We start from the raw sequence: 22,481 nt of genomic DNA on the forward strand, positions 1-22,481 counted from the left end.
CGCTGCTTGCTGACCAGGGTTCAACCGAAGGTTTGCCCCAGCGACTTGAGCTGACGCGCCTTGGTGAGCAGGATGTCGCTCGAGGCGTCCATGTCCTGCATCTTGCTGCTGTTGGTGTGGGAGTGCTGGGAGATGACGTTGACGTTCTGGCTGATGTCCTCGACCACCGCCTGCTGCTGCTCCGCCGCCGCCGAGATCTGGGTCGACAGGTCCACCACCAGCTCTATCTCAGCCAGCACCTGATGCAGACTCTGGGAACCCTGACGGGTCAGGGTCACGCAGGACTGGGTCTGCTCCAGATTCTGCTGCATCATCCCCTTCCAGCCATTCAGGGTACGCTGGATCTGGCCTATGCTGCCCTGGATCTGCTCGGTCGCCCTGTGGGTGCGGGTAGAGAGGGTTCGCACCTCGTCGGCCACCACCGCGAAGCCCCGCCCCTGCTCGCCCGCTCGCGCCGCCTCGATGGCTGCGTTCAGGGCCAGCAGATTGGTCTGATCCGCGATGCCCTGGATCTCGCTCATCAGCACCCCGATGCGATCCGACTCCTCCGCCAGCGCCACCGCGGCCGTGAAGGCCTGCTCGGCCTGGGTGGCCAGCTCGGTGACCCTGTGCTGGGTATCCTCCAGCTGCTTGTCGGTATGCTGGCAATGCACCTTGGCCTGGGCTATCTGGTTGTCCGTCTCCTGGATGTTGCGGGCTATCTCGTGGGCGGTGGCCGCCATCTCTGTGATGGCGGTGGCCACCTGCTGGGTCTGGATGTCCTGCTCGGCGATGTCGGCGCTCGCCTCGCTGGAGGCCGTCTTCAGGTGCACCGCCAGATCCTGCAACGAGAGGGTGGCATCGTCCACCCGGCCGAGTACGGTCCGGATCCTGGCCTGCAACAGCTTGATGTGGAAGTCAGCGATGGCGCTGGGCTCATTGCCCGAGTAGATGAGCCGGGTCAGGCTGTCATACTCCTCGGCCAGCTGCTTGAGATAGCGGGGGGTGGTGAAAATCTCGTGGCGATAGAGGAGCCCGAGCCACAACAGCGGCAGCAACATGAAGAGGGGCTCATAACCCCCCATCAGATAGGCCCCCGCCCCCAGCATCAGCAAGAGACCGACGAGGGCCAGCCCATGGCGCATCCCCCCCAGGGAGAGACCCGTCTTGCGCTCTCCCCGCTCCACCGCCTTCAGCCCCGCGTAGGTGCGCGCGGCGATACGCTTCAGCTCGGGATCGGCCCGGTTGCGTACCGACTGATAACCGTTGATCCGCCCCTGCTCGAAGATGGGGGTGACATAGGCATCCACCCAGTAGTAGCGGCCGTCCTTGCAGCGGTTCTTCACCATACCCCGCCAGGGCTTGCCCTGCTTCAGCTTGCCCCAGAGATCGGCGAAGGCCGCCTTGGGCATGTCCGGATGTCGCACCATGTTGTGGTGCTGGCCGACCATTTCCGCCTTGCTGTATCCCGCGACCCGGCAGAAATGGTCGTTGGCATAGGTGATCACCCCCTGCAGATCCGTGGTGGAGACCAGCTGTTCGTTGGCGGGGAAATCCACTTCTTCGTCGACAAGATGAACCTGATTTTTACCCATGGCGCACGCCTCTTATTTAATTACTCAATTAGCGTAGTCAAGCCCATGACACCGAACAATGAGCCCCCTCAGACAATCACGATGATTGAGGGGACTCATGGCAGCTTTATGATGGAGCACTCAATTCAGACCGTTCCCTCGTCGTGCAGTTGCTCCCGAATGAGCCTCTTGTTCACCTTGCCGACGCTAGTCTTGGGGATCTCCCTGACCATGCAGATCTGCTGCGGAATGGCCCACTTGTTGATGCGGCCCCGTTCGACAAAGCCCAGCAGGTGCGTCTTGATGGCCTCGGGTTCCAAAAAACTCCCCTCCTTGCCGACCACCAGCGCCAGGGGGCGCTCCCCCCACTGCTCATCCGGGACTCCCACCACGGCCACCGCATGCACGTCGGGATGGGCGCTGATGAGGTTCTCCAGCGCGAGCGAACTTATCCACTCCCCCCCCGTCTTGATCACATCCTTGATGCGGTCCTTGATCTCCACCGTCCCCCCCGGGGTGATGGAGGCCATGTCCCCGGTGTGCAGCCAGCCCCCCTCCCAGAGCTCGGCCCCCTTGGCCGGCTCCTTCAGGTAGCCCTGAGTCAGCCAGGGGGCACGCACCACTATCTCCCCCATGCTCTGGCCATCGTGCACCACCTCCCGGCCCTGCTCGTCGACGATGCGCAGATCCACCAGGGGGATGGGGGTGCCGGTGCGGATCCGCAACCCGATCTGCTCCTCCATGGGCAGGGCCAGCTCCTCCTGCGTCAGATGCACCACGCACAGCAGGGGGCAGGTCTCCGACATGCCGTAACCGGCCTGGATCCGGATCCCCTGCCTGTGGGCCTGGGTGGCGAGCCCGAGGGGCAGCGCGCTGCCTCCCAGCAACATCTTCCATCCCTGCAGCGAGCTGTGCTTCGCCTCCTCGCAATCGAGGATCATCTGCAAGATGGTGGGCACGCAGTGGGAGAAGGTCACTCCCTCGTCCCGGTAGAGGCGCACCAGCTTGTTCGGCTCGTAGCGGCCCGGGTAGACCTGCTTCACCCCCAGCATGGTGGCCGCATAGGGGAAGCCCCAGGCGTGAACGTGGAACATGGGGGTGATGGGCATGTAGACATCGTCCGAACCGAGGGGGGACTGGCCCGCATGGGCTGCCAGGGTCAGCTCGTTCAATGTGTGCAACACCAGCTGGCGGTGACTGAAGTAGACTCCCTTGGGATCCCCGGTGGTGCCCGTGGTGTAGAAGAGGGTCGCCACCGAGTTTTCATCAAAATCTGGGAAGTCGTAGTGGCAATCTGCCCCGGCCAGCAGGGCCTCGTACTCCCCGAGCAGGGGCAGACTGCTTGGGGGCAGCTCCCCATCGGTCAGCCGGATGTAACCGCGCACCGTGGGCAGCGACCCCTGGATGTCGGCCAGCATGGGCAGGAAGTCGTCGTGCACCAGCACCAGGTGATCCTCGGCATGGCCCATGGTGTAGGCGATCTGCGCCGGCGAGAGGCGCACGTTGACCGTGTGCAGCACGGCGCCGATCATGGGCACCGCGAAGAAGCACTCGAGGGAGCGGTGGCTGTCCCAGTCCAGCAGGGCCACCGTGTCGCCGGGCCCTACCCCCGATGCCGTCAGCAGGTTGGCCAGCCGGTTGATGCGCGCCTTGAGGGTACGGTAGTCGTAGCGCAGCCGGTCGGCGTAGACTATCTCCCGCTCGGGATAGTAGCGCCCCCCCGACAGCAGCAGGCTCTTGATCAGCAGCGGGTAGGCATGGGCCCCCTGCGCCGGCGGTATGATCCGGGTCTTCACCATCTTCACTACTCCTTGTGGATCCATGCTCACCTCCAGGTGGACGCTCGTTGCGCTCCTGGCGGATGCTTACTCATCCTGAAAGACGAGGGGCAAATGCCCCCCGCCCGCTTGTTCATTGCCAACCGTCGAGCCGGTGCACCAGCTCGATGGCCTGGGGCCAGGGGCCGAAGCCACTCGCCGGGTTGAGGTGCCCCACGGCACCGAGATCCATAAGCTCGCTCCCCCAGTCCGCCGCCAGGGCACGCACCGCCGCCGGGCTCGCCAGGGGATCGTTCTGGCTCATGGCCACCAGGCTGGGAAACGGCAACGGCCGGCGTGGCAGAGGATGCCAGCCATCGGCCTCCATGGCTTGCGGGCTGGGGTACTGAGCGGGCCAGCTGGCCTCCAGATCCGGCGGCGTCACCAGCAGGGCACCCTGGATGCTATATGTCTGTGCCTCCCCCTTCTTCTGCACACCAAATTGCGCCGCCCAGTGCGCCACCATCAGCACACCCGCGCTGTGAGCCACCAGGATCACCGGCCCCGCTATGGAGGAGAGTGCCCCTGTGATGGCCTCGACCCTGGCCCGGCAGCTGAGCCTCTCCTTCGTCAGGGGCGGCACCGTGACCACCTTCTCCAGATGGGCGGCAAGCAGGGTCTGCCAGTGATCGGCCACGTGATCCCTCAGGCCCGGCACGATCAACACGGTGGCGCGGGTTCGCAGTCTATGCATCTCAATCCTCTGTTCCGACGGCCCGACGATGACGGGCAACCTGGGAGCCACAGTAAGGTGCGCGCCGCCCCCTTGCTTTACCTTGGGTGTCATGGACTTGTCTTTTTATGACAGCAGCGGGGTCTGGCAGCAGAAACGACAGGCAAGGGGGGAGCAGCTGAAACCTACGACCATTGGCGGCTAACAAAGCAGTTAATAGCACTTCCCACCATGTAAATGAAATGATAAAAAACAGTTAACAACCGGCAGATGAGCTGTCGCCACGGGAATCGCATCATGACCCTTCTTGCCAGAGCCGCAACCCTCACCAACTACCTTGACGTCGCCCGCCAGCTGGGTCTCAATACCCCCCAACTGTTGTCACAGGCAGGCCTCAGCGCCTCCATCCTGGACGTCCCGAACCAGAGGATCCCGGTCGCGACCATCATCAAGCTGCTCGAGCTCTCCGCCCGTACCGGTGACTGCCAGAGCCTGGGACTGCGCATGGCGGAGCATCGCCAGCTGTCGGACTTTGGCGAGGTGAGCCTGCTGCTGAGCTACCAACCCAACCTGCGGGAGGGGCTGCAGGTGATGGTGCAGTACATCCACCTGTTCAACAACGCCCTGGCCATCTTCATCGAGGAGGCGGGCAAGACGGTGATCATCCGCGAGGAGATCATCACGGATACCCCCATGCCGTCGCGCCAGGCCACCGAGCTCGCGGTCGGCGTCATGTATCGCTTCTGCGCCGCCCAGGTCGGCCTTGGGGCGAACTGGCACCCCATCAGCGTCAACTTCACCCACGACGCGCCGGCGGATCTCGCCATCCACAAGCGGCTGTTCGGCTGCAAGCTGGAGTTTGGCAGCGAGTTCAACGGCATCGTCTGCCAGTCCGCGGATCTGGATATTCCCAACCCCCTGGCGAACCAGGCCATGGCCCGCCACGCGCGCCAGTATCTGGACACCCTGCTGGTGGAGACCCAGCACTCCCTGCTGACCGACGTGCGCAAGGCCATCTACCTGCTGCTGCCCATGGGCCGCGCCACCATAGAGCAGATAGCCCGCACCCTCGGCATGAACGTGCGTACCCTGCAGCGCCATCTGGAGGAGAGCGGCGCCACCTTCAGCGAACTCATCAACGACGTGCGCCGCGACCTGGTGATGCGTTACCTGCAAAACTCCACCTACTCCCTCGGCCACATCGCCGACATGCTGGGCTACTCCATGCCAAGCTCCTTCACCCGCTGGTTCAACGCCCAGTTCGGCATGCCGCCCGCCACCTGGCGTTCGCGCAACAAGGTGCAACCCAGGCCTGTGCAGGGCGCCCAGATCAGCCTGGCCTACGGCTGAACCGGCGCCATTCTCCAGACGAGAAGAGGGAGGCATAGCGCCTCCCTCTTCTTTTTCTCTTGTTGAGCCAATCAGGCCCCCTGGCGCAGATCCCGGCCCCCCACCTGACCTTCCTCCATAACCTGGATCCCCTCGCGCAGGCTGACCGGACGCAGGTCCGGCTCATGTCGCCCCTCCCCCTGCCCGCTCGGCTGGGCGGCCGGGGCTGCCTTGGGATGACGAAGCAGGAAGTAGGAGAGTGCCGGCACCCCGATCAGGGCCCCCAGCATGTTCCACAGGAACATGAAGGTGAGCAGTATGCCCATGTCCGCCTGGAACTTGATGGGCGACCAGGCCCAACCCACCACACCGGCGGCGAGCGTGATCCCCACCAGCCCCACCACCCGGCCGGTGAAGGCCACGGCGTTGCGGTAGGACTCCACCAGGGAGAGGCCCTGGCGCTGGTAGTGCAACTGCACGCTCAGCAGGTAGAGCGCGTAGTCCACGCCGATGCCGACCCCGAGCGCGATCACCGGCAGGGTCGCCACCTTGACGCCTATGCCCATGGCCACCATCAGCGCCTCGCACAGTACCGAGGTGAGCATCAGGGGCACCAGGGCCACCACGGTCGCCCGCCAGCTGCGGAAGGTGATGAGACAGAAGACGGTCACCGCCAGGTAGACATAGAGCAGCATGGTGCGGCTCGCGGCATGCACCACCTCATTGGTGGCGGCCTCGATGCCGGCGCTGCCCGCGGCGAGCAGGAACTGGCGATCCGCCGTGCTGTTGTCGCGGGCAAACCGGTCGGCGATGGCCACCACGCCGCTCAGGGTCTCGGCCTTGTGATCCTTCAGGTAAGCGATCACCGGCATCAGGGAGCAGTCGGTGTTGAACAGCTCCGGGCTGTTGACCGAGGCCTGCTGGGCTGCGTAGTTCAGCACGTTCTGGTTGCGCTGTATGCTGGCGAGCTTGGGGTTGCCCTCATAGGTGCCGGCGGTGATCTGGCGCACCGCGTTGACCAGCGAGGTGGTGGCCTGCACCCCGGGGTGCTGCTGCAGCTCCCAGCCGAGGCGATCCGCCAGGATCAGGGTCTGGTAGTTCAGGCACCCCTCAGGCGCCGTCTTGACCATGACCGCGAACAGGTCGCTCGAGAGCGCGTAGTGGCTGGTGATGTAACCGTTGTCCTTGTTGTAGCGCGAGTCGGCGCGCAGCTCGGGGGCCCCGCTGTCCAGATCGCCGACTTTCAGGTTCAGGCTCACCAGGTAGCCGCCGATCCCCATGGCCAGCCCCAGCACCACCACGACGGTGGCCCACTTGCGCTCGGTGCAGCGGTCCAGCAGATCCCAGAGCCGGCCAAACCCCCTGTGGGCGGCGGCGTTGTTCTCCATCCGCAGGGCCCGCTCGGCCGCCTTGCGCCCCACCCCCACATAGGAGAGGGCCACCGGCATCAGCAGGAGGGAGGTGAAGATGAGCACGGCCACGCCGATACTGGCGGTGATGGCGAGATCCTGGATGACGGGGATGTCGATCAGCATCAGCACCGCGAAACCCACCGCATCGGCGAGCAGCGCCGTGACCCCGGCCAGGAACAGGCGACGGAAGGTGTAGCGGGCGGCTACCTGGCGATGGGTGCCACGGGCGATGTCCTGCATGATGCCGTTCATCTTCTGGGCCGCGTGGGAGACCCCGATGGCGAAGATGAGGAAGGGCACCAGCACCGAGTAGGGATCGATGGCATAGCCGAGCCAGGCGACGAGGCCGAGCTGCCACACCACGGCGATCAGCGAACACCCCACCACCAGCAGGGTGCTGCGCACGCAGCGGGTGTAGAGGAAGATGATCGCAAGCGAAGTCGCCACCGCCAGGGCGAAGAACATGATCACCTGGATCAGGCCATCGATGAGATCCCCCACCAGCTTGGCAAAGCCGATGACCCGGATCTTGTACTTGCCCGTCCCCTCCTCTCCCGCCTGATGAGGCTGGCCATCGAACTCAATCTGGTCGCGCAACTTCTCGATGCGCTGGGAGAACGCGTGATAGTTGAGGGGCTGACCCGTGGCCGATGCCTTGTCCAAGAGCGGCACTATCAGCATGCTGGACTTGAAGTCGCTCGCCACCAGGCTGCCGACGATGCCGGCCCGGTTGATGTTCTGGCGCAGCTGCTCTATATCCGCAGGCTTGCCCTGATAGGCGTCCGGCATCACGGGGCCGCCCTGAAAGCCCTCCTCTGTCACCTCGGTCCAGCGCACCGCCGGGCTCCAGAGGGACTTCATCCAGGCCCGGTCCACCCCTTCGGTGAGGAACAGCTCGTCGTTGACCCGCTTGAGCACGCCAAGATAGTCGGGGTCGAAGATGTCCCCTTGGGTGTTCTCCACCACCACCCGCACCGAGTTGCCGAGGCCCCGCAGGGACTGGCGGTTTTCCAGGAAGTTTTTGATGTAGGGCTGGCTCTGGGGGATCATCTTCTCGAAGCTGGGCCTGAGCTCCAGCCTCGTCGTCGCCATATAACCCAGCACCAGGGTCGCCAGCGTCATCAGCAGCATGAACAGGGGTCTGTGGTTGAACACCAGCCGCTCCAGCAGGTTGCCGGAGCGCCGATCGAAATCCGCCAGATCGCGGATCACCGGCATCGCATCTTGCTTCACATGGCTCATATCTGGGTACTCTCTCGTTATTGTTATCCGGCCACCCTTGGGCAGCCGTCCATCATTTGGCGACTCTATTTGACGATCAGGGTGCGCACGCCGCGGCTGCCCACCAGCGCCAGGGCGCCATCTTGCGCCAGGGCGGCCCCCGCCACGGGGGAAGGATCGCTCTGGGGAACCAGCTGCAGCGGCTGATTGCCGTCGACCCGCAGCAGGTGCCCCGCCTGGGTGAACAGGCGCACCTGACCGCCCCCGTCTTGCACCGCCGCGCTGATGCTGATGAGCAGCGGGCTCGCGAGCCTGGTCCAGCTCGCCCCCTCATCTGTGCTGCGATAGACGTGACCGCGCAGGCCATAGACGATCACCTGATTGCCTTGGCCGATGAGGCCGAAGAAGCTGCCCTCGTAGGGAGACGGCAGGGCCAGGAAGCGCTGCTGCCCCTCATCCCACTTGCGCAGCAAGCCCTGCTCGCCGGCGAGATAGAGGCCGCTGCCCGCCCGGGCGATGGCATTGAGATGCAACCCCTGCGGGTTGTCGGTACGATCCTGCATGGGCGTCCAGTGCCGGCCGCCGTCGTCGGTGCGCAGGATCAGGTTGAACACCCCGACCACGTAACCCACCCGCTCATCCTGGAACCAGACGCCGAGCAGCGGCTTGTCGGCCCCCTCCTCCGCCAGCCGTTGCCCTTCTTCCACCAACTGGGGCCAGAGCTCGCTCCGGGGTTCTGCCTTGGCGAGCGCCGAGTAATGCTTGAGCACCAGCTCGCCTATCTGGCGGCCATCCAGCTGCTTCTGCCAGCTGGCGCCGCCGTCGGCGCTGTGCAACACGACCCCGTCCCCCCCCACGGCCCAGCCGTGGAGCCGGGTGGGGAAGACGACGGCGGTGAGATCGACGCTCACCGGCACGCGAGCCTGCTGCCAGTTCTGCCCCTCGTCGTCGGAATAGAGGATGTGACCTCTCTGTCCCACCGCCACCAGCCGGTTGCCCGCCCTGGCCAGACTCAGCAATGGGCTGTGCTCGGCCAGGGGGCTGGCTTTCGCCGGCAAGTCCAGCACGTCCACATAGTTGGCCGCCTGCCCCGCTTGCACGCCGGCGCTCTGCATCAGCAGGGCGCAGCACATGAGTGGCGCCAACGTCTTGAATGAACCCATACCACGTCCTTGTCTTGAGCTGCGTCCGGGCAGCCCCGGCGCCAACATCGGGGAGCCCGGTTCGCCAATGACGAACCGGGCTCTTGTTACTGCCTAGCGGATCCCGGCGCCAGCCAGGGACTCCGGCGACCACTTCGCCTTGGAGAGCGAATCGCCGTACTTGATGCCGCCATGGGGCCCCACCACACCGTTGATGTTGTAGGTGCCCGCCACCAGGTCATAGATCATGAAGGGGGTAGCGTCCGGGGTCTGCTTGTCGTAGCTCTGGCTGAGGAAGGCGAAGGAGCCGCGATAGAGCTGACCACGGGCGTCGTACTGATCCGAGGCCAGGGCCACCCAGCTGTCTTCATCCAGGTAGAAGCGGCGCTTGGCGTAGATGTGGCGCTCACCGGCCTTGAGGGTTCCCTCCACCACCCAGACCCTGTGCTTCTCCCAGCGCACCTGATCCGGCGAGAGGAAGTTCGGGGTGGTCAGGGCCTTGGCGTCGGGCTGGTAGGTGAGCTTGTAGGTGTTGTAGGGGACTATCATCTCTTGCTTGCCCACCAGCTTCCAATCGAATCTGTCCAGGGCCCCGTTGAAGACGAAGACGTCATCATAGGTGCCGGCGCCCGAGGTGCCCGGGTTCGGGGTGTCATAGGCCAGGTTCGGCGCCAGCTTGACCCGGCGCTGCCCCGGCAGGTATTGCCAGGCCTTGCGCGGTTGCTCAAGGGGGTTGGCGGCATCGCGCAGCATGATGGCCTCACCGGCGCGGCGAGCCGGGCCCGTGTAGTAGAGCTTCATCTGGTAGTAGGTGTCCTTGGCCGAGATGGGCTTCTTCATGTCCTCGTAGATGGCGTAGTTGATAAACGCCTGCCCCGTGGTGGAGAGGGCCGCTACCCCGGCGGAGTCCACGTTCCAGGAGTCATATTTGGTGGCGATGTTCACCCCCTGATAGCGCAGCAGGAAGTTCCACATGGCCTCGGCCCCCGTCTTGGGGATGGGGAAGGGAATACCGGGCAGCACCTTGTCCACCGCCATCCCCCCTTCCAGGGTCTTGGCGTTCAGGGCGTTCTGCCTGGTGTTGTCCAGCACCGCCTGGGGCAGCGCCACGCTGCGGTGGGTCGGGTAGACATCGACGCGAAAGTCAGGGAAGCGCTTGAGCAGCTCCGCCGTGGTGGCGGTCAACAGCCCCTGGTACTGCCCCTCGTTCTTGCCGTCGATCACCAGCAGGGGTTTGTCACCGGCGTAAGGATCCGGGCGCATGCTGTCACCGGCCTTGAACCCGGCGGGAGGCGTGGTCAGGCCGCCGCTGTAGGCGGGGATGCTGCCATCGGCGTTGGCCCCTGCCTCGGCGCCTATCTGGGTCAGATTGCTGCCAAGCTGCTGGGCTTCGCTGGTAGAGACGGCTGCCAGGGCCTGGCCCGCGAGGGCCAGGGTGAGGGAGGCGGCCAACAGGGTCTTGTTCAGGTTCATATCTCGTTCTCCGATGCGGTCGCGTGACTCAATAAGTGGTCTTGAGGGTCAGATAGACGGCGCCCCTGTCTTCCGTGGTGGCACCGCCTCCCGAGAAGGAGGAGTAACCGCCGGCGTAACAGGTGTTGCGCTGGGTGGCATCCAGGGCGTTGGGGGTGGATCCATCCTTGGCGCCGTCGTTGCACTCGGCGGATTTGCCAAAGGAGTCCACGTATTTCAGGTCGACGAAGTACTGGTTGTAAATGGTGGCGCCGAGGCCGACCGCGTAGTTGCCGGTGTCTTCCGCCCCGCCGCCCTGCACGGGGGAGATCCCGTTCAGGCCGAGATTGACGGAGAGCGGCATGCTCATGTCCACCCCGGGGAAGACCTGATACCAGATCGGGGTGAAGTTGAGGGCCAGGCCCCAGTTATCCCGAGTCGACTTGTCGAGCCCCTGATAGCTGTCCTCCCCCTTGTAGAGCGCCTTGTTGTGCTCATCGAGGTGCAAGAGGTTGCTGTAGTAGAGCTCCGAGAGCAGCACGGCGGAGTCGAACAGCGGGGTGTCGGCTATGGTCATCAGGCCGTTGATGGTCCAGTGCAGGGTGTCGCCGGTGGCACTGTAGCCATCGCTGCCATCCACCAGGGTTCCCGTGTTGGCATTGCGCGGTGGCAAGGCACCGAAACCACTGGCCAGACTGTCAGCACCGGCGGCGCTCAGCAGCGCCGGGATGCTGGAGAGCGGCATATTATGGCGATAGTTCAAATCGCTGCCCACGCTCACCCCGGCCACATCTTTGGACAGGCTAAGGCCAAAAATGTCGATGTTTTCACCGTAAGCGAAGCTGTAGCTCGCCGTATCCACTGAGTTGCGCAGGGTCGGTATGCCTCTGAGCCCCTGTCCGCCTGTGTTCAGACCCCTGGCATCCAGCACCGCCTGGGGCAGGATGTCGGCGGTGCGGCGATAGTAGGCCCCCAGGGTGGCGTCCAGCGCCTCGGGGGACCACTTGGTCATGATGCCCCAGTCGCCGTGCTTGCCGGGCTCTATGTCCTCGCCGCGGCGGATGTTGCTCAGGGTGCCGTTCGGCCCGGCCAGGCCGGGGCCGCCGGTGTGACCCAGCAGGAAGGACTGGGCGCCGAAGCCCACCAGATCGGAGCCGCCGTAATAGGTGCCGGCCTCCGGCAATCGGGCGGCGTTCCAGTCCAGGAAGTACTGGGCGGCGAAGGTCCATTCCGGGTTCAGGGTAAAGGAGGCGGAGATCTGGTTGCGGGGCACAAACAGCTCTTTCGCCTCCGTGCCGGGGGATGCCGCCAGCTTGGCGAGATCCAGGCCGGACTGGCCGTAGCTGACCGAGTGCACCGGGTTGAGCAGTGTCTCCCCCCAGAAGATGTTGTGCTGACCTATCTTGACCCCGAGCAGGGACTCGTCACCGATCTCCATGTTGTGGAACACGAAGGCGTCGAGGATCTCGCCGGAGGGGCCGTGGTAGTAGCGGTCGGCGTAGTCGCTCAGGTGCGCACTGCCGAACATGGCGGGCGCCGCGGGTCTGCCCGCCCAGCCGGCGATGCCGGAGCGCTCGTCGTTGCCATTGATGAAGGGGTTCTCATCGGCACCCACGCCGCTGTAGGCGTAGTCATACCAGCTGGCGGCGCTGATGCGAAAACCGGTATTGCCCTTGTTCACCACGTCGAGCTCGGTCAGCAGATCGAAGCGGGTGGTGACGGTGTCGCCGGCGTCCTTGAAGTTGTAATCCCCATCGTTGTTGTTCGGGGTGGCGAGCATGCGGGAGTCCGCACTCTCGGTGCGCATGCCGTAGTTGAATTTGCCGGTGTTGTCGAAGCGCACGGACCACTCTTCGCTGCCCGTGTCGATCTCCACCGCCTGAACGCCTGGCATGAGGACGGCCGCGATGGCCGTCGCCAGCAGGCTGACGCGCAATGCGCCAGCGCCATGACTCGTGTGCTTGTAATCCATTACAGTCTCTCCGAGTGTCATCTTTTGTTATTTGTTGTTGGTCTTGCTCTGTTTAATCGCCGTTTCCGTTGGCTTGATGGTGTTGCTTGGCTTCTTGCCTGGCGGTTGTGCCAGGGTCGGCGCTTCTCTTGGAGATGAGGGGGCGCTCTGTTTGCCTCCTCCCTTGCGGGTTCCTCCCCCGGGTGCGCTCTGTGTTGTTGCTACCGACTCTACGGCCAGCCCGGCCCCCCTGCTTGCCATTGAACGTCAGCCACTTTTCATTTGATGACAGGCATTGGCAGCGCCGAAAAACGGGGGCAAAAGGGGTGCCGGACGGCTTCCGCACAGGGGATAAGAGAGGCTCAGCCAGGGACCATGGTGAAGGAACAGGGTCTGCCAAGGCGCGTACATGCCCAGTGAGTGGGTGATGGAAGCCTGTTATCGAGGTGAAAATCAGAAGGCGGGGCACCAGAGACGTCACAGAAAGTATAAAAGCGGCGAAGCAGGCCCAAGCATCCTCACTTCGCCGTGAAAATGGCCGACGAGTCGGCCTACACGTGAGTTAGCGGCATATGCGGCAGCCGGTGGCGGCCTGCAGCTGCTCGAATTCGATGCCGGGGGCCAGCTCTACCAGTTTGAGGCCGCTCGGGGTCACGTCCAGCACGGCGAGATCGCTGATGATGCGGCTCACCACCCCGACCCCGGTCAGGGGCAGGTTGCACCACTCCAAAATCTTGTGCTCCCCGTTCTTGGCGCAGTGCTCCATCAGCACCACCACCCGCTTGACCCCGGCCACCAGATCCATGGCCCCCCCCATCCCCTTGACCAGCTTGCCCGGGATCATCCAGTTCGCGAGATCCCCGCGCTCGGACACCTGCATGGCGCCGAGCAGCGCCAGGTTGATATGACCGCCACGGATCATGGCGAAACTCTCGGCGCTGTCGAAGAAGCTGCTGCCGGGCAAGGTGGTGATGGTCTGCTTGCCGGCGTTGATGAGATCCGGGTCCAGCTCCTCTTCGCTCGGGAAGGGGCCTATGCCGAGCAGGCCGTTTTCACTTTGCAGCCACACCTCCATGCCGTCGGGAATATAGTTGGCCACCAGGGTCGGCAGGCCGATGCCGAGGTTCACGTAGAAACCGTCCTGCAACTCTTGTGCGGCGCGCTCCGCCATCTCTTCACGGGTCCAGGCCATGTTATTTGCTCCTCAGCGCACGATGTTGAAAGCAGGAAGCCACTGGCAACGCCTGTGTGATGCATTGCGCCATTCCTTCACGGGTCCAGGCCATCTCAATTTTTCTCCATGACGGTACGCACTTCGATGCGTTTCTCGGGATTCGGGTTGAGCACCAGCCGCTGCACATAGATGCCGGGCAGGTGGATCTCGTCCGGCGCCAGCTCTCCCACCTCGACTATCTCCTCCACTTCGGCGACGCAGACCCGGCCCGCCTTGGCGCAGAGCGGGTTGAAGTTGCGGGCCGTCTTGTTGAACATCAGGTTGCCCGCCTTGTCTGCCCTGGCGCCCTTGATGATGGCGAGATCCGCGGTGAGCGAGCGCTCCATCACATACCAGTCCCCATCGAACTGACGGGTCTCCTTGCCCTCGGCGATCAGGGTCCCGTAACCGGTGCGGGTGAAGAAGGCCGGGATGCCGGCGCCGCCGGCGCGCAGCTTCTCGGCCAGCGTCCCCTGGGGGGTGAACTCCAGCTCCAGCTCCCCGGCCAGATACTGGCGCTCGAACTCCTTGTTGCCCCCCACGTAGGAGGAGATCATCTTCCTGATCTGGCGGCTGTGGAGCAGCGGCCCCAAACCGAACTCATCCACCCCGCAGTTGTTGCTGATGATGGTGAAGCCGCGCTTGCCGCTCTCCTGCAGCGCCCCGATGAGCTGCTCCGGGATGCCGCACAGGCCAAAGCCCCCCGATGCGATGGTGATGTCGTCCTGCACCAGATCGCCGAGGGCGGCCTGGGCGCTGGGATATAACTTGTTCATAGATTCCTCTCTGGCTAATCCGTTGGCCATCCAGCTTCGATGCACCCCATGGGGCCATCATCGAGCACTCGTAACCGTCCTAAGGCTTGATCCCCCAGTGCATCAACAGCAGCACCAGGGCGGCGAGAAACACCGTCTCCCCCACCATCAGCAAGATGGGTTTGATACCCACCGCCGCCAGCTCCTTGAGCTGGGTCTTCATGCCGATGGCGGCGATGGCGATCACCAGGCACCAGCGCGACAGATCGTTGACCCCGCTCTGGACCATGGCGGGCACCCAGCCGGTGCTGTTGATACAGGCCAGCACCAGGAAGCCGACGGCAAACATGGGCAGCAGGGGCGGGCGCTTGCCGGAGGCGGGATCCGCCCCCTGCATGCGGGTGATCATGGCGGCGACCAGGATCACCGGCAGCAGCATGGCGACCCGCATCAGCTTGACCACGGTGGCCACGTCCCCGGTCTCGGTGGACATGCTGTAGCCCGCCCCCACCACCTGGGCCACGTCGTGGATGGTGGCGCCGAGGAAGACGCCAGACTCCACCGGGGTCAGCTCGAAGAAGCGGGCGATCATGGGATAGGTGATCATCGCAAGCGTCGAGAGCACAGAGACGCCGATGACGGTGAACAGGGTGGCGCGCTCTTTTTGCGGATGATTGGGCAGGGAGGCGGCCAGTGCCAGGGCGGCGGAGGCGCCGCAGATAGCCGTGGCACCGCCGGTCAGCATGCCGAACAGGCGCTGGAAGCCCATCAGTCTGGCGGCGACGACGGAGAGGCTGATGGTGACGACCACCAGGGTCACAACCAGAATTACCGGCATCCAACCGAGCTCGGCTATCTGGCCCAGGGTGATGCGCATGCCGAGCAGGGCGACGCCGATGCGCAAAACGCTGCGCGCCGTGAACTCGATGCCCGCCTTGCAGCTCCCCTCACCGCTGAGGAAGTTCAGCGCCATGCCGAGCAGCAGGGCAAACAGCAGCACGGGGGCACCGTAGTGCTCGGCCAGGAAGGTGGCGGCCGCGGCCACCACCAGGCTGATGGACATGCCGGGGGCCAGCTCGCGCACCCGAGCGAAGCGATCCGTCAGGGCTAGGGCATGCATGAGAGGCTCTCCTCGGGTGTCAGGACGATAAAGAGGCGATCCCCTTCCCGCTCCACCGGATAACGGCCGACCTTGAGCTGGGTCGAACCCTGCAGGTAACCGGTGCGCAGGTTGAAACGCAGGCCGTGGGCGCGGCACTGGATGGTCTCCCCCTCCAGCTTGCCGCCGCACAGGGAGGCGCCCTGATGGGGGCAGCTGTCATCGATGGCATGAAACTCGCCGTCTATGTTGAACAGCACCAGGCTCTTGCCCTCCCATTCGATGAGGGCTCGCTGACCGGGGGCAGGCACCCGGCTGACGGGCACTTCGAGACGCGCTTTTTCCTTCGCCCGGCTCTCCTCGGCGGCCACCGCCAGGCGCAGGCTAGTGAGCAGTTTCTCCACCGGCTGGGCACCGGAGAGGGTCAAGCCCTCTCCCATCACGAAGCTGGGCACCCCTTGACTGGCGGGCCCCTCGGCAATCCCTGAGAAGGGGCTGCCATCTCCGTGCAGGCAGCTGACCAGGGCCCCCAGCGCGAAACCAGCCTGCTCGGCCAGGTCCAGCAGCAGATTTCCATCCCCCAGATCTCCCCCTTGCAGGAAGTGACTGGCGAACAGCGATTCCAGCAGTGTTTCCTGCTGCTCAGGCGTACCCAACTGGCAGGCCCGTTGCCACAGGCGATGGACATCGGCGGTGTTTGGCATGCGGGGAATCTTGTCAAAGTCCAGACTCACCCCCACGGTCGCCGCGGCCTGCTGCACCTGGGCCTGGCGCAGCCGCACCGCGGGCTCGCTACCGAGACGCCGCAGATAAAAATCGTGAAAATCCTCCCCCTGCAGTGGCAGATAGGGCAGCAGCTGCACCCCGTGCCAGCGCGGCTCCACCCGCAATTCGGGGCGTTCGGCCCGCAGCAGGGCCAGGGCCTGATCCAGCTGGCGCTTGCCGATCAGGCACCAGGGACAGATGAAATCGAAATAGACATCCACTTTCAGGGTTTGCAGGGAACGGCTCATGCCCTGACCTCCGTATGACCTTCGTTGATGGCGGGATCGGGGGCGATGGACGGGGAGGACTCTCCCTCCAGTCGGGCCACGTCCTTGTGGTAGTGGCGCCTGGCGTAGAGAAAGACCATGGCCGCCGCGATGCTGATGAGGGGCACCAGCCGGAAGGCATTATCCAGACCGATGTGATCGGATACCTTGCCGGTGATGAAGGGGCCAGGCGCGAGGCCGAGCAGGTTGTTGGCGAGCGTCAGGGTCGCGAAGGCGGTGCCGTGCACGCTGGCGTGGGTCAGGTTCGCCACCATGGCGCCGGCGGGGCCCGAGGTGCCGGTGGCGATGAACATGCCAAGGCAGATCAGCACCAGCTGGGGCAGGCCGAACGGCAGGGCGAACGCCAGGGACAAGAGGGCGCAGCTGCCGATGCAATAAGCGATGGCTAGGCTTATCTTGCGATCCGGCCGCGCCTTGCACAGCCTGTCGCTCAGCATGCCACACAGGATCATGCCGGCGCCGCTGCACAGCACTATGATGGCCGCCGCCGCCCCCGCCTTGTCCGTCTCCATGCCGTAGTAGCGGTTGAAGTAGCTCGGCATCCAGACGATGACGGTGCCACCGACGAACAACTGCAAGCCGCTGCCCACATAGGCCGAGATCACCGAGCGGCTGGAGTAGAGGCTGCGCAGGGGATTGCGTCCCCCGGCCGACCCCTTGGCGCCACGGCACGGGGTCGAGATCCGCGACTCTTTCACCACCAGGGGGTAGAGCGCCGCCAGCAGCAGGCCGAACAGGGCCATGCCGGCGAAGGCCCAGCGCCAGCCGAGCCAGTGGGCCAGCAGACCCCCGCTGGCCATGCCGAGCACTGAGCCAAACAGGCCGCCGGAGATAAAGGCGCCGGAGAGGGTGGCCCGCATCTCCCGCGGGAAGACGGAGACCACCACGGCGATGCCGACGCTGCCATAGGCGGCCTCCCCCACTCCCACCAGGAAGCGGGCGATGAACATCTGCTCGTAGTTCTGGGCCAGGGCGCAGCCCAGGGTCGCCAGACTCCAGAGCGCGGCCATCAGGGCCAGGCTCTTCACCCGGCCGAAGCGATCGGCGAGCAAGGAGAGCGGGAAGGTGAGCAGCCCGACCATGAGCGCCACTATGCCGCTCAGCAGGCCAAGCTGGGTATCCGTGAGCACCCACTCCCCCTTGAGCATGGGGAACACGGCATTGAGCACCTGGCGCGACATATAGTCGGAGATGAGCAGGCCGAAGGTCAGTGCAAACACTATCCAGGCGTAGCGACGGGGCACGGCAACCTCGCCGGCCGCGCCCTCATCGATATGATACGTAGCCATACAATCCCTCGCGCTACAACAAATTGGGTTGGAACCCGGTCTGGGTACCAGTGGCTGGAGCCGCCGGAAACCCACTACTGATACATCCATCAGTTTGCCGGGTGCTGCATAGTGCAAGGGCTGCGGCCCTTTGGCAAACGGAGTTGACGGGTCGCGGCGCTTATTTTTCACACCGCGACCCAACTGGCTCAGGAGCGCTGGGGCACCCCTTTCTGGCCCTGGGAGCGGTTCGGCGCCATACCGTTGGCCAGCAGTGTCTCCTCGACGCTGTCGTACTGCACCCCGATGCGATAGATGGCGCGCGCCTCCTTGCCGTTGGCCACCTCGCGGCCGAGCTCATGGGCCACCCGCACGCACTGGCGGATCTGCTCCACCGAGCTCATGCGCTGGCCGTGCTGGCCAATGATGGTGTCCTCGATACCGCAGCGCGGGTGCAGCCCCATGGACATGGCCATCATGTTGAACGGCAGCACGTTCTTGAGCAGGGACTCGGCGGTCAGGGTGCAGCCATCCGGTGCACGGTGGACGAAGTTCATGAAGTTGAACGGGTTGGGGCCATCGAAGCCGCCGCCGATACCGATCCAGGTCAGGTTCAGCGGCCCCATGTAGACGCCCCTGCGCACCAGTCGCTCCAGGGTCTCCATGGCGTGCATCCCGGTCAGCTGGAAGTGGGGCTGGATGCCGTTGGCCATCAGGCGTTTCAAGTGTTCGGCCACCCAGGCCGGGCCGGCCGGGACCGTCATCTCGCTGTAGGCGGCCTGATAGGCCGGGTGAGCCAGGGAGGTGCCTTCCAGGTATTCCGGGTAGAGCAGCTCCATGATGTTCATCTGGGTGGTGTTGATGGCGACCGTGACCTGATCCGGTTTCGGGGTCAGCTCCGCCAGCATGTGGCGGGTGTCATCGGAGAGCCACTTGGCCGCCTCCCCCTCCCCTTCCGGCGCGAAGGAGATGGAGCCGCCGACCTGGATGATCATGTCCGGCACCGCCTTGCGCACCCCGGCGATCAGCTCGTTGAATTTGGACAGCCGCTTGGAGCCTGTGCCATCGAGCTCACGCACGTGCAGGTGCAGCACGGTCGCGCCCGCCTCGTAGCACTCCACCGCCTTCTGGATCTGCTCCTCCATGGTCACCGGGATGTCTTCCGGGAAGTCCTCAGGCGCCCACTCAGGGCCATAGGGGGCGACCGTGATGACGACCTTTTCCATGTTTTCCGGGTGCAGGGAATCGTCAAAAAATTGCATCTGTTTCTCTCCTTGAGATGTGAAGTCGCGCCCGGGCTATCCACGCGCCCGGGGCATGCTGTATGGGTTGATCAGAAAGGTTTGTCACCCATGATCCCGGCCCGCTCCATCTTGCGATGGCAGGGGGCATAATCCATGGCGGCATAGTGCTGGGTGCTGCGGTTGTCCCAGATGGCTATGCTTCCCGGCTGCCAGCGCCAGCGCACCTGGAACTCGGGGATATAGGCCTGGCTGATGAGGTAGCGCAGCAGATCGCTGCCCCCCATGCTGTAGTCCTGGCCGACCCGCACATGGGCCGGGGTGTGGTAGTTGGTGAAGTGGGTGGCGAAGGCGTTGACGAACAGGATCTTCTCGTCCGTCTCCGGGTGGGTGCGCACCACGGGGTGCTCGGCATCCGGGAACTGGGCCTTGAGGGCGAGGCGCTTCTCGATGGGCATGGCGGCGCCAAAACTCGCCTCTATGCTGTGACGGGCGCGCAGGCCCGCGATCTTCTGTTTGATCTCTTCGGGCAGCGCATCGTAGGCCACCGCCATATTGGCCCAGAGGGTGTCGCCCCCCACCGGCGGGCACTCCACGCAGCGCAGCACGCAGCCCATGGGGGGTTGCTCGCGCCAGGTGGCATCCGTGTGCCAGGCGTTCTCGTAGCGATCGTTTGGCACCTCCGGCGACTTGTAAATGCGCACCAGACCGGGGTTGTCCGGATCGCTGCCCGCCACGGGGTGATCCTCCAGCTCGCCGAAGCGACGGGCGAAGGCCACGTGATCGGCCCGGCTGATCTCCTGATTGCGCAGGAACAGCACCTTGTGCCTGAGCAGTTGGGCGCGGATCTCCGTAAACAGATCCCCGTCGTGGACGGCATCCGCCAGGTTGACGCCAGACAGCTCGGCACCGATATGGCAGGTCAGTTGTTCTACACGCATGTCTCTCTCCCTAGATGACAAGTCAGGCGACCGGGCAAGTTCCCCGCCCCATGGGCGAGGAACGCGCGCCCTAGATAACGAAGATGGAGGAGCCTGTGGTCTTGCGAGACTCCAGATCCCGGTGCGCCTGCGCCGCGTCCTGCAGCGCGTACTTCTGGTTGATCTCTATCTTGATCCGGCCGCTGGCCACGTGATCGAACAGCTCGTTCGCCAGGGCGGCTTTCTCGGCGGGATCGGCGATGTAGTCGGCGAGCGCCGGACGGGTCAAATAGAGAGAGCCCTTCATGGCCAGCAACTGGGGGTTGAAGCCGTCGATGGGACCGGAGGCGGTGCCGACGCAGACCATGAGGCCACGGCGTTTCAGCGAATCAAGCGACCCCATGAAGGTACTCTTGCCGACGCTGTCGAACACCACGTCGACCCCCGCCCCTTCGGTCAGGGTGCGCACCCGCTGGGCCACGTCCTCACGGCTGTAGTCGATGATGTAGTCGCAGCCGTGGGCCCGGGCGACTTCCCCCTTGGCTTCGCTGGAGACTGTGCCTATCACCGTCAGTCCCAGCAGCTTGGCCCACTGGGCGACGATGAGGCCCACACCACCGGCCGCCGCGTGCAGCAAGATGCTGTCACCGGGTTTGAAGTCGTGGATGCGGCGCATCAGGTAGGCGGAGGTGAGACCGCGCATGGTCATGGCGGCGGCGGTCTCGCTGGCGATGCTGTCCGGCAGCTTGATGAGCGGCGCGGCCGGGATCAGGCGCTCGGTCGAGTAGGCGCCGAGGGTATTGATAAAGCCGGTATAGGTGACGCGATCGCCGACGGCGACATGGGTCACCCCCTCGCCCACCGCTTCGACCACACCGGCCGCCTCGACCCCCAGACCATTGGGCAGCGGGATCGGGTAGGTGCCGTTACGAAAATAGGTGTCGGCATAGTTGAGACCGACCGCGGCGTGGCGCAGACGCACCTGGCCAGGCCCGGGTTCACCAACACAAATCTCTTCATAACGCAGGACCTCGGGGCCCCCGGTTTCATAAAAGCGTATGGCGTTGGCCATGACTGTTCTCCAATCCATTCGTGAGTGAAAGTCTTCGTCCGGATTGAATCTAGGGGGTTACGTAAACGTCCGCTTTGCATCGGGCGACAGCCACTTTTCATCTCATGACAGTCCTTTCGAATCCGTTGAAGCCCGGTAGTGAAGAGGACAGAATCCCCCTGAACCCCCATGGCGACGGCGCCATGACCAGGCCTTGCCTGGAGACGAAGAGCCTATCTGGTTGACTTAACAGCAGTTATTGCAATGCCGCTGAAGACGGTGCCCCAAGGGCTCAGCCTTCGACCTAAGCCGCATTGACGTTAACGTAAACGTGGTGTCAGATAGTGCTATCCGCAGCAGACAAGCAGCCCATGAAAGGAGTCACAATGTCCAAGCTATCCCCCTCGGCCGGTACCCGTTTTCGCAGTGCCCTGGCCAATGAGAAACCCCTGCAGATCGTCGGTACCATCAATGCCTACATGGCGCTGATGGCCGAGCGCAGCGGTTTCAAGGCCCTCTATCTGTCCGGTGCCGGGGTGGCCAACGCCTCCTTCGGCCTGCCGGATCTGGGCATGACCTCCATGAATGACGTGCTGATCGATGCCGAGCGCATCACGGCCGCCACCCAGGTTCCCCTGCTGGTGGACATAGACACAGGCTGGGGCGGCGCCTTCAACATCGCCCGCACCGTCCGTGCCTTCGAGCGCGGCGGCGTGGCCGCCGTCCACATGGAAGATCAGGTTGCCCAGAAGCGCTGCGGTCACAGACCGAACAAGGCGGTGGTCTCCATCGCCGAGATGGTGGACAGGATCAAGGCCGCTGTGGATGCCCGCCAGGACGAGAGCTTCGTCATCATGGCCCGCACCGACGCCCTGGCGGTGGAAGGATTGGGCTCGGCCCTCGAGCGCGCCGCCGCCTACGTGGAAGCGGGCGCCGACATGATTTTCGCCGAGGCGGTCACCGAACTGGACCAGTACGATCGCTTCAAGCAGGTTGCCGGGGTGCCCATCCTGGCCAACATGACCGAATTTGGTAAAACCGAGCTGTTTGACAAGGAGGCGCTCGCCGCCCACGGCGTCGACATGGTGCTCTACCCCTTGAGTGCCGCCCGCGCCGCCAATCAGGCCGCCCTCAATGTCTATCAGCAGCTGCGCCGCGATGGCCACCAGCGCGCCGTGGTTGACACCATGCAGACCCGGGAGTCCCTCTACGACTTCCTCGGTTATCACCACTACGAACAGACTCTGGACAGACTGTTCACCAAGGAATAAGCCCGCGACCAGCCGCCTCATGCTGGCGGCTGGCGCTTCAACGGACTGAATGAGGAAACAT

The 22,481-nt window shown here is 64.4% G+C and carries 17 protein-coding genes; 2 read left to right on the forward strand and 15 right to left on the reverse strand.

Annotation, left to right across the window (positions count from 1 at the left end; all coding sequences use genetic code 11):
• Positions 1-20: 20 nt before the first annotated feature.
• The 3 genes from ACT5M9_RS03020 to ACT5M9_RS03030 form a co-directional block, all read right to left on the reverse strand.
• On the reverse strand, positions 21-1,574 hold the full coding sequence (locus ACT5M9_RS03020; RefSeq protein WP_457978051.1) for a methyl-accepting chemotaxis protein: 1,554 nt from the start codon (positions 1,572-1,574) through the stop codon (positions 21-23).
• Positions 1,575-1,699: 125 nt separating this feature from the next.
• Positions 1,700-3,376 (reverse strand): fatty acid--CoA ligase, encoded by a 1,677-nt coding sequence (locus tag ACT5M9_RS03025; RefSeq protein ID WP_457978049.1) that lies wholly within the window; start codon positions 3,374-3,376, stop codon positions 1,700-1,702.
• A gap of 88 nt (positions 3,377-3,464) precedes the next feature.
• A complete protein-coding gene (locus ACT5M9_RS03030; RefSeq protein ID WP_457978047.1) occupies positions 3,465-4,064 on the reverse strand; it encodes an RBBP9/YdeN family alpha/beta hydrolase in 600 nt (199 codons plus the stop codon).
• Between the two features lie 276 nt (positions 4,065-4,340).
• Between ACT5M9_RS03030 and ACT5M9_RS03035 the strand changes: the two genes are divergently transcribed.
• Positions 4,341-5,393, forward strand: coding sequence for an AraC family transcriptional regulator (locus ACT5M9_RS03035; RefSeq protein ID WP_438548491.1), 1,053 nt, complete (start codon positions 4,341-4,343; stop codon positions 5,391-5,393).
• A gap of 71 nt (positions 5,394-5,464) precedes the next feature.
• Here the strand turns inward: ACT5M9_RS03035 and ACT5M9_RS03040 are convergent, their stop codons facing one another.
• The 12 genes from ACT5M9_RS03040 to ACT5M9_RS03095 form a co-directional block, all read right to left on the reverse strand.
• Positions 5,465-8,026 (reverse strand): efflux RND transporter permease subunit, encoded by a 2,562-nt coding sequence (locus ACT5M9_RS03040; protein WP_457978045.1) that lies wholly within the window; start codon positions 8,024-8,026, stop codon positions 5,465-5,467.
• A gap of 65 nt (positions 8,027-8,091) precedes the next feature.
• On the reverse strand, positions 8,092-9,168 hold the full coding sequence (locus ACT5M9_RS03045) for a WD40/YVTN/BNR-like repeat-containing protein (RefSeq protein ID WP_457978043.1): 1,077 nt from the start codon (positions 9,166-9,168) through the stop codon (positions 8,092-8,094).
• Positions 9,169-9,261: 93 nt separating this feature from the next.
• Entirely contained in the window at positions 9,262-10,620 is a 1,359-nt protein-coding gene (locus ACT5M9_RS03050) for a DUF1329 domain-containing protein (RefSeq protein ID WP_457978041.1), read from the reverse strand.
• Between the two features lie 28 nt (positions 10,621-10,648).
• The gene (locus ACT5M9_RS03055) at positions 10,649-12,571 is read right to left on the reverse strand and encodes a DUF1302 domain-containing protein (RefSeq protein ID WP_457978039.1); all 1,923 of its coding nucleotides are present in this window, start codon (positions 12,569-12,571) and stop codon (positions 10,649-10,651) included.
• Positions 12,572-13,112: 541 nt separating this feature from the next.
• A complete protein-coding gene (locus ACT5M9_RS03060) occupies positions 13,113-13,742 on the reverse strand; it encodes a CoA transferase subunit B (RefSeq protein ID WP_457978037.1) in 630 nt (209 codons plus the stop codon).
• 95 nt (positions 13,743-13,837) lie between these two features.
• Positions 13,838-14,539: a CoA transferase subunit A gene (locus tag ACT5M9_RS03065; protein WP_457978035.1), complete on the reverse strand. Its 702-nt coding sequence runs from the start codon at positions 14,537-14,539 to the stop codon at positions 13,838-13,840.
• A gap of 79 nt (positions 14,540-14,618) precedes the next feature.
• The gene (locus ACT5M9_RS03070; protein ID WP_457978033.1) at positions 14,619-15,638 is read right to left on the reverse strand and encodes a YeiH family protein; all 1,020 of its coding nucleotides are present in this window, start codon (positions 15,636-15,638) and stop codon (positions 14,619-14,621) included.
• The gene (locus ACT5M9_RS03075) at positions 15,626-16,630 is read right to left on the reverse strand and encodes a DsbA family protein (protein WP_457978031.1); all 1,005 of its coding nucleotides are present in this window, start codon (positions 16,628-16,630) and stop codon (positions 15,626-15,628) included. The genes ACT5M9_RS03070 and ACT5M9_RS03075 overlap by 13 nt, the downstream gene beginning before the upstream one ends.
• Entirely contained in the window at positions 16,627-17,958 is a 1,332-nt protein-coding gene (locus tag ACT5M9_RS03080; RefSeq protein ID WP_457978030.1) for an MFS transporter, read from the reverse strand. The genes ACT5M9_RS03075 and ACT5M9_RS03080 overlap by 4 nt, the downstream gene beginning before the upstream one ends.
• A gap of 188 nt (positions 17,959-18,146) precedes the next feature.
• Complete coding sequence (locus ACT5M9_RS03085) at positions 18,147-19,199, reverse strand: beta-keto acid cleavage family enzyme (RefSeq protein ID WP_100859047.1); 1,053 nt, start codon at positions 19,197-19,199, stop codon at positions 18,147-18,149.
• A 71-nt stretch (positions 19,200-19,270) separates the two neighbouring features.
• On the reverse strand, positions 19,271-20,119 hold the full coding sequence (locus tag ACT5M9_RS03090; protein WP_457978028.1) for a TauD/TfdA dioxygenase family protein: 849 nt from the start codon (positions 20,117-20,119) through the stop codon (positions 19,271-19,273).
• Positions 20,120-20,189: 70 nt separating this feature from the next.
• Positions 20,190-21,170, reverse strand: a complete 981-nt coding sequence (locus tag ACT5M9_RS03095) for a quinone oxidoreductase family protein (protein ID WP_457978027.1) — start codon at positions 21,168-21,170, stop codon at positions 20,190-20,192.
• Between the two features lie 365 nt (positions 21,171-21,535).
• Between ACT5M9_RS03095 and prpB the strand changes: the two genes are divergently transcribed.
• Positions 21,536-22,420: a methylisocitrate lyase gene (gene prpB, locus ACT5M9_RS03100; RefSeq protein WP_457978025.1), complete on the forward strand. Its 885-nt coding sequence runs from the start codon at positions 21,536-21,538 to the stop codon at positions 22,418-22,420.
• The last annotated feature ends 61 nt before the right edge of the window (positions 22,421-22,481 follow it).

The sequence above is a fragment of the Aeromonas sp. AE23HZ002T15 genome (assembly GCF_054165525.2).

Bases quoted from the DNA above. Each gene is read 5' to 3' on its own strand.
- ACT5M9_RS03020 (WP_457978051.1), bottom strand. From the start codon at position 1,574: ATGGGTAAAAATCAGGTTCATCTTGTCGACGAAGAAGTGGATTTCCCC.
- ACT5M9_RS03025 (WP_457978049.1), bottom strand. From the start codon at position 3,376: ATGGATCCACAAGGAGTAGTGAAGATGGTGAAGACCCGGATCATACCG.
- ACT5M9_RS03030 (WP_457978047.1), bottom strand. From the start codon at position 4,064: ATGCATAGACTGCGAACCCGCGCCACCGTGTTGATCGTGCCGGGCCTG.
- ACT5M9_RS03035 (WP_438548491.1), top strand. From the start codon at position 4,341: ATGACCCTTCTTGCCAGAGCCGCAACCCTCACCAACTACCTTGACGTC.
- ACT5M9_RS03040 (WP_457978045.1), bottom strand. From the start codon at position 8,026: ATGAGCCATGTGAAGCAAGATGCGATGCCGGTGATCCGCGATCTGGCG.
- ACT5M9_RS03045 (WP_457978043.1), bottom strand. From the start codon at position 9,168: ATGGGTTCATTCAAGACGTTGGCGCCACTCATGTGCTGCGCCCTGCTG.
- ACT5M9_RS03050 (WP_457978041.1), bottom strand. From the start codon at position 10,620: ATGAACCTGAACAAGACCCTGTTGGCCGCCTCCCTCACCCTGGCCCTC.
- ACT5M9_RS03055 (WP_457978039.1), bottom strand. From the start codon at position 12,571: ATGGATTACAAGCACACGAGTCATGGCGCTGGCGCATTGCGCGTCAGC.
- ACT5M9_RS03060 (WP_457978037.1), bottom strand. From the start codon at position 13,742: ATGGCCTGGACCCGTGAAGAGATGGCGGAGCGCGCCGCACAAGAGTTG.
- ACT5M9_RS03065 (WP_457978035.1), bottom strand. From the start codon at position 14,539: ATGAACAAGTTATATCCCAGCGCCCAGGCCGCCCTCGGCGATCTGGTG.
- ACT5M9_RS03070 (WP_457978033.1), bottom strand. From the start codon at position 15,638: ATGCATGCCCTAGCCCTGACGGATCGCTTCGCTCGGGTGCGCGAGCTG.
- ACT5M9_RS03075 (WP_457978031.1), bottom strand. From the start codon at position 16,630: ATGAGCCGTTCCCTGCAAACCCTGAAAGTGGATGTCTATTTCGATTTC.
- ACT5M9_RS03080 (WP_457978030.1), bottom strand. From the start codon at position 17,958: ATGGCTACGTATCATATCGATGAGGGCGCGGCCGGCGAGGTTGCCGTG.
- ACT5M9_RS03085 (WP_100859047.1), bottom strand. From the start codon at position 19,199: ATGCAATTTTTTGACGATTCCCTGCACCCGGAAAACATGGAAAAGGTC.
- ACT5M9_RS03090 (WP_457978028.1), bottom strand. From the start codon at position 20,119: ATGCGTGTAGAACAACTGACCTGCCATATCGGTGCCGAGCTGTCTGGC.
- ACT5M9_RS03095 (WP_457978027.1), bottom strand. From the start codon at position 21,170: ATGGCCAACGCCATACGCTTTTATGAAACCGGGGGCCCCGAGGTCCTG.
- prpB (WP_457978025.1), top strand. From the start codon at position 21,536: ATGTCCAAGCTATCCCCCTCGGCCGGTACCCGTTTTCGCAGTGCCCTG.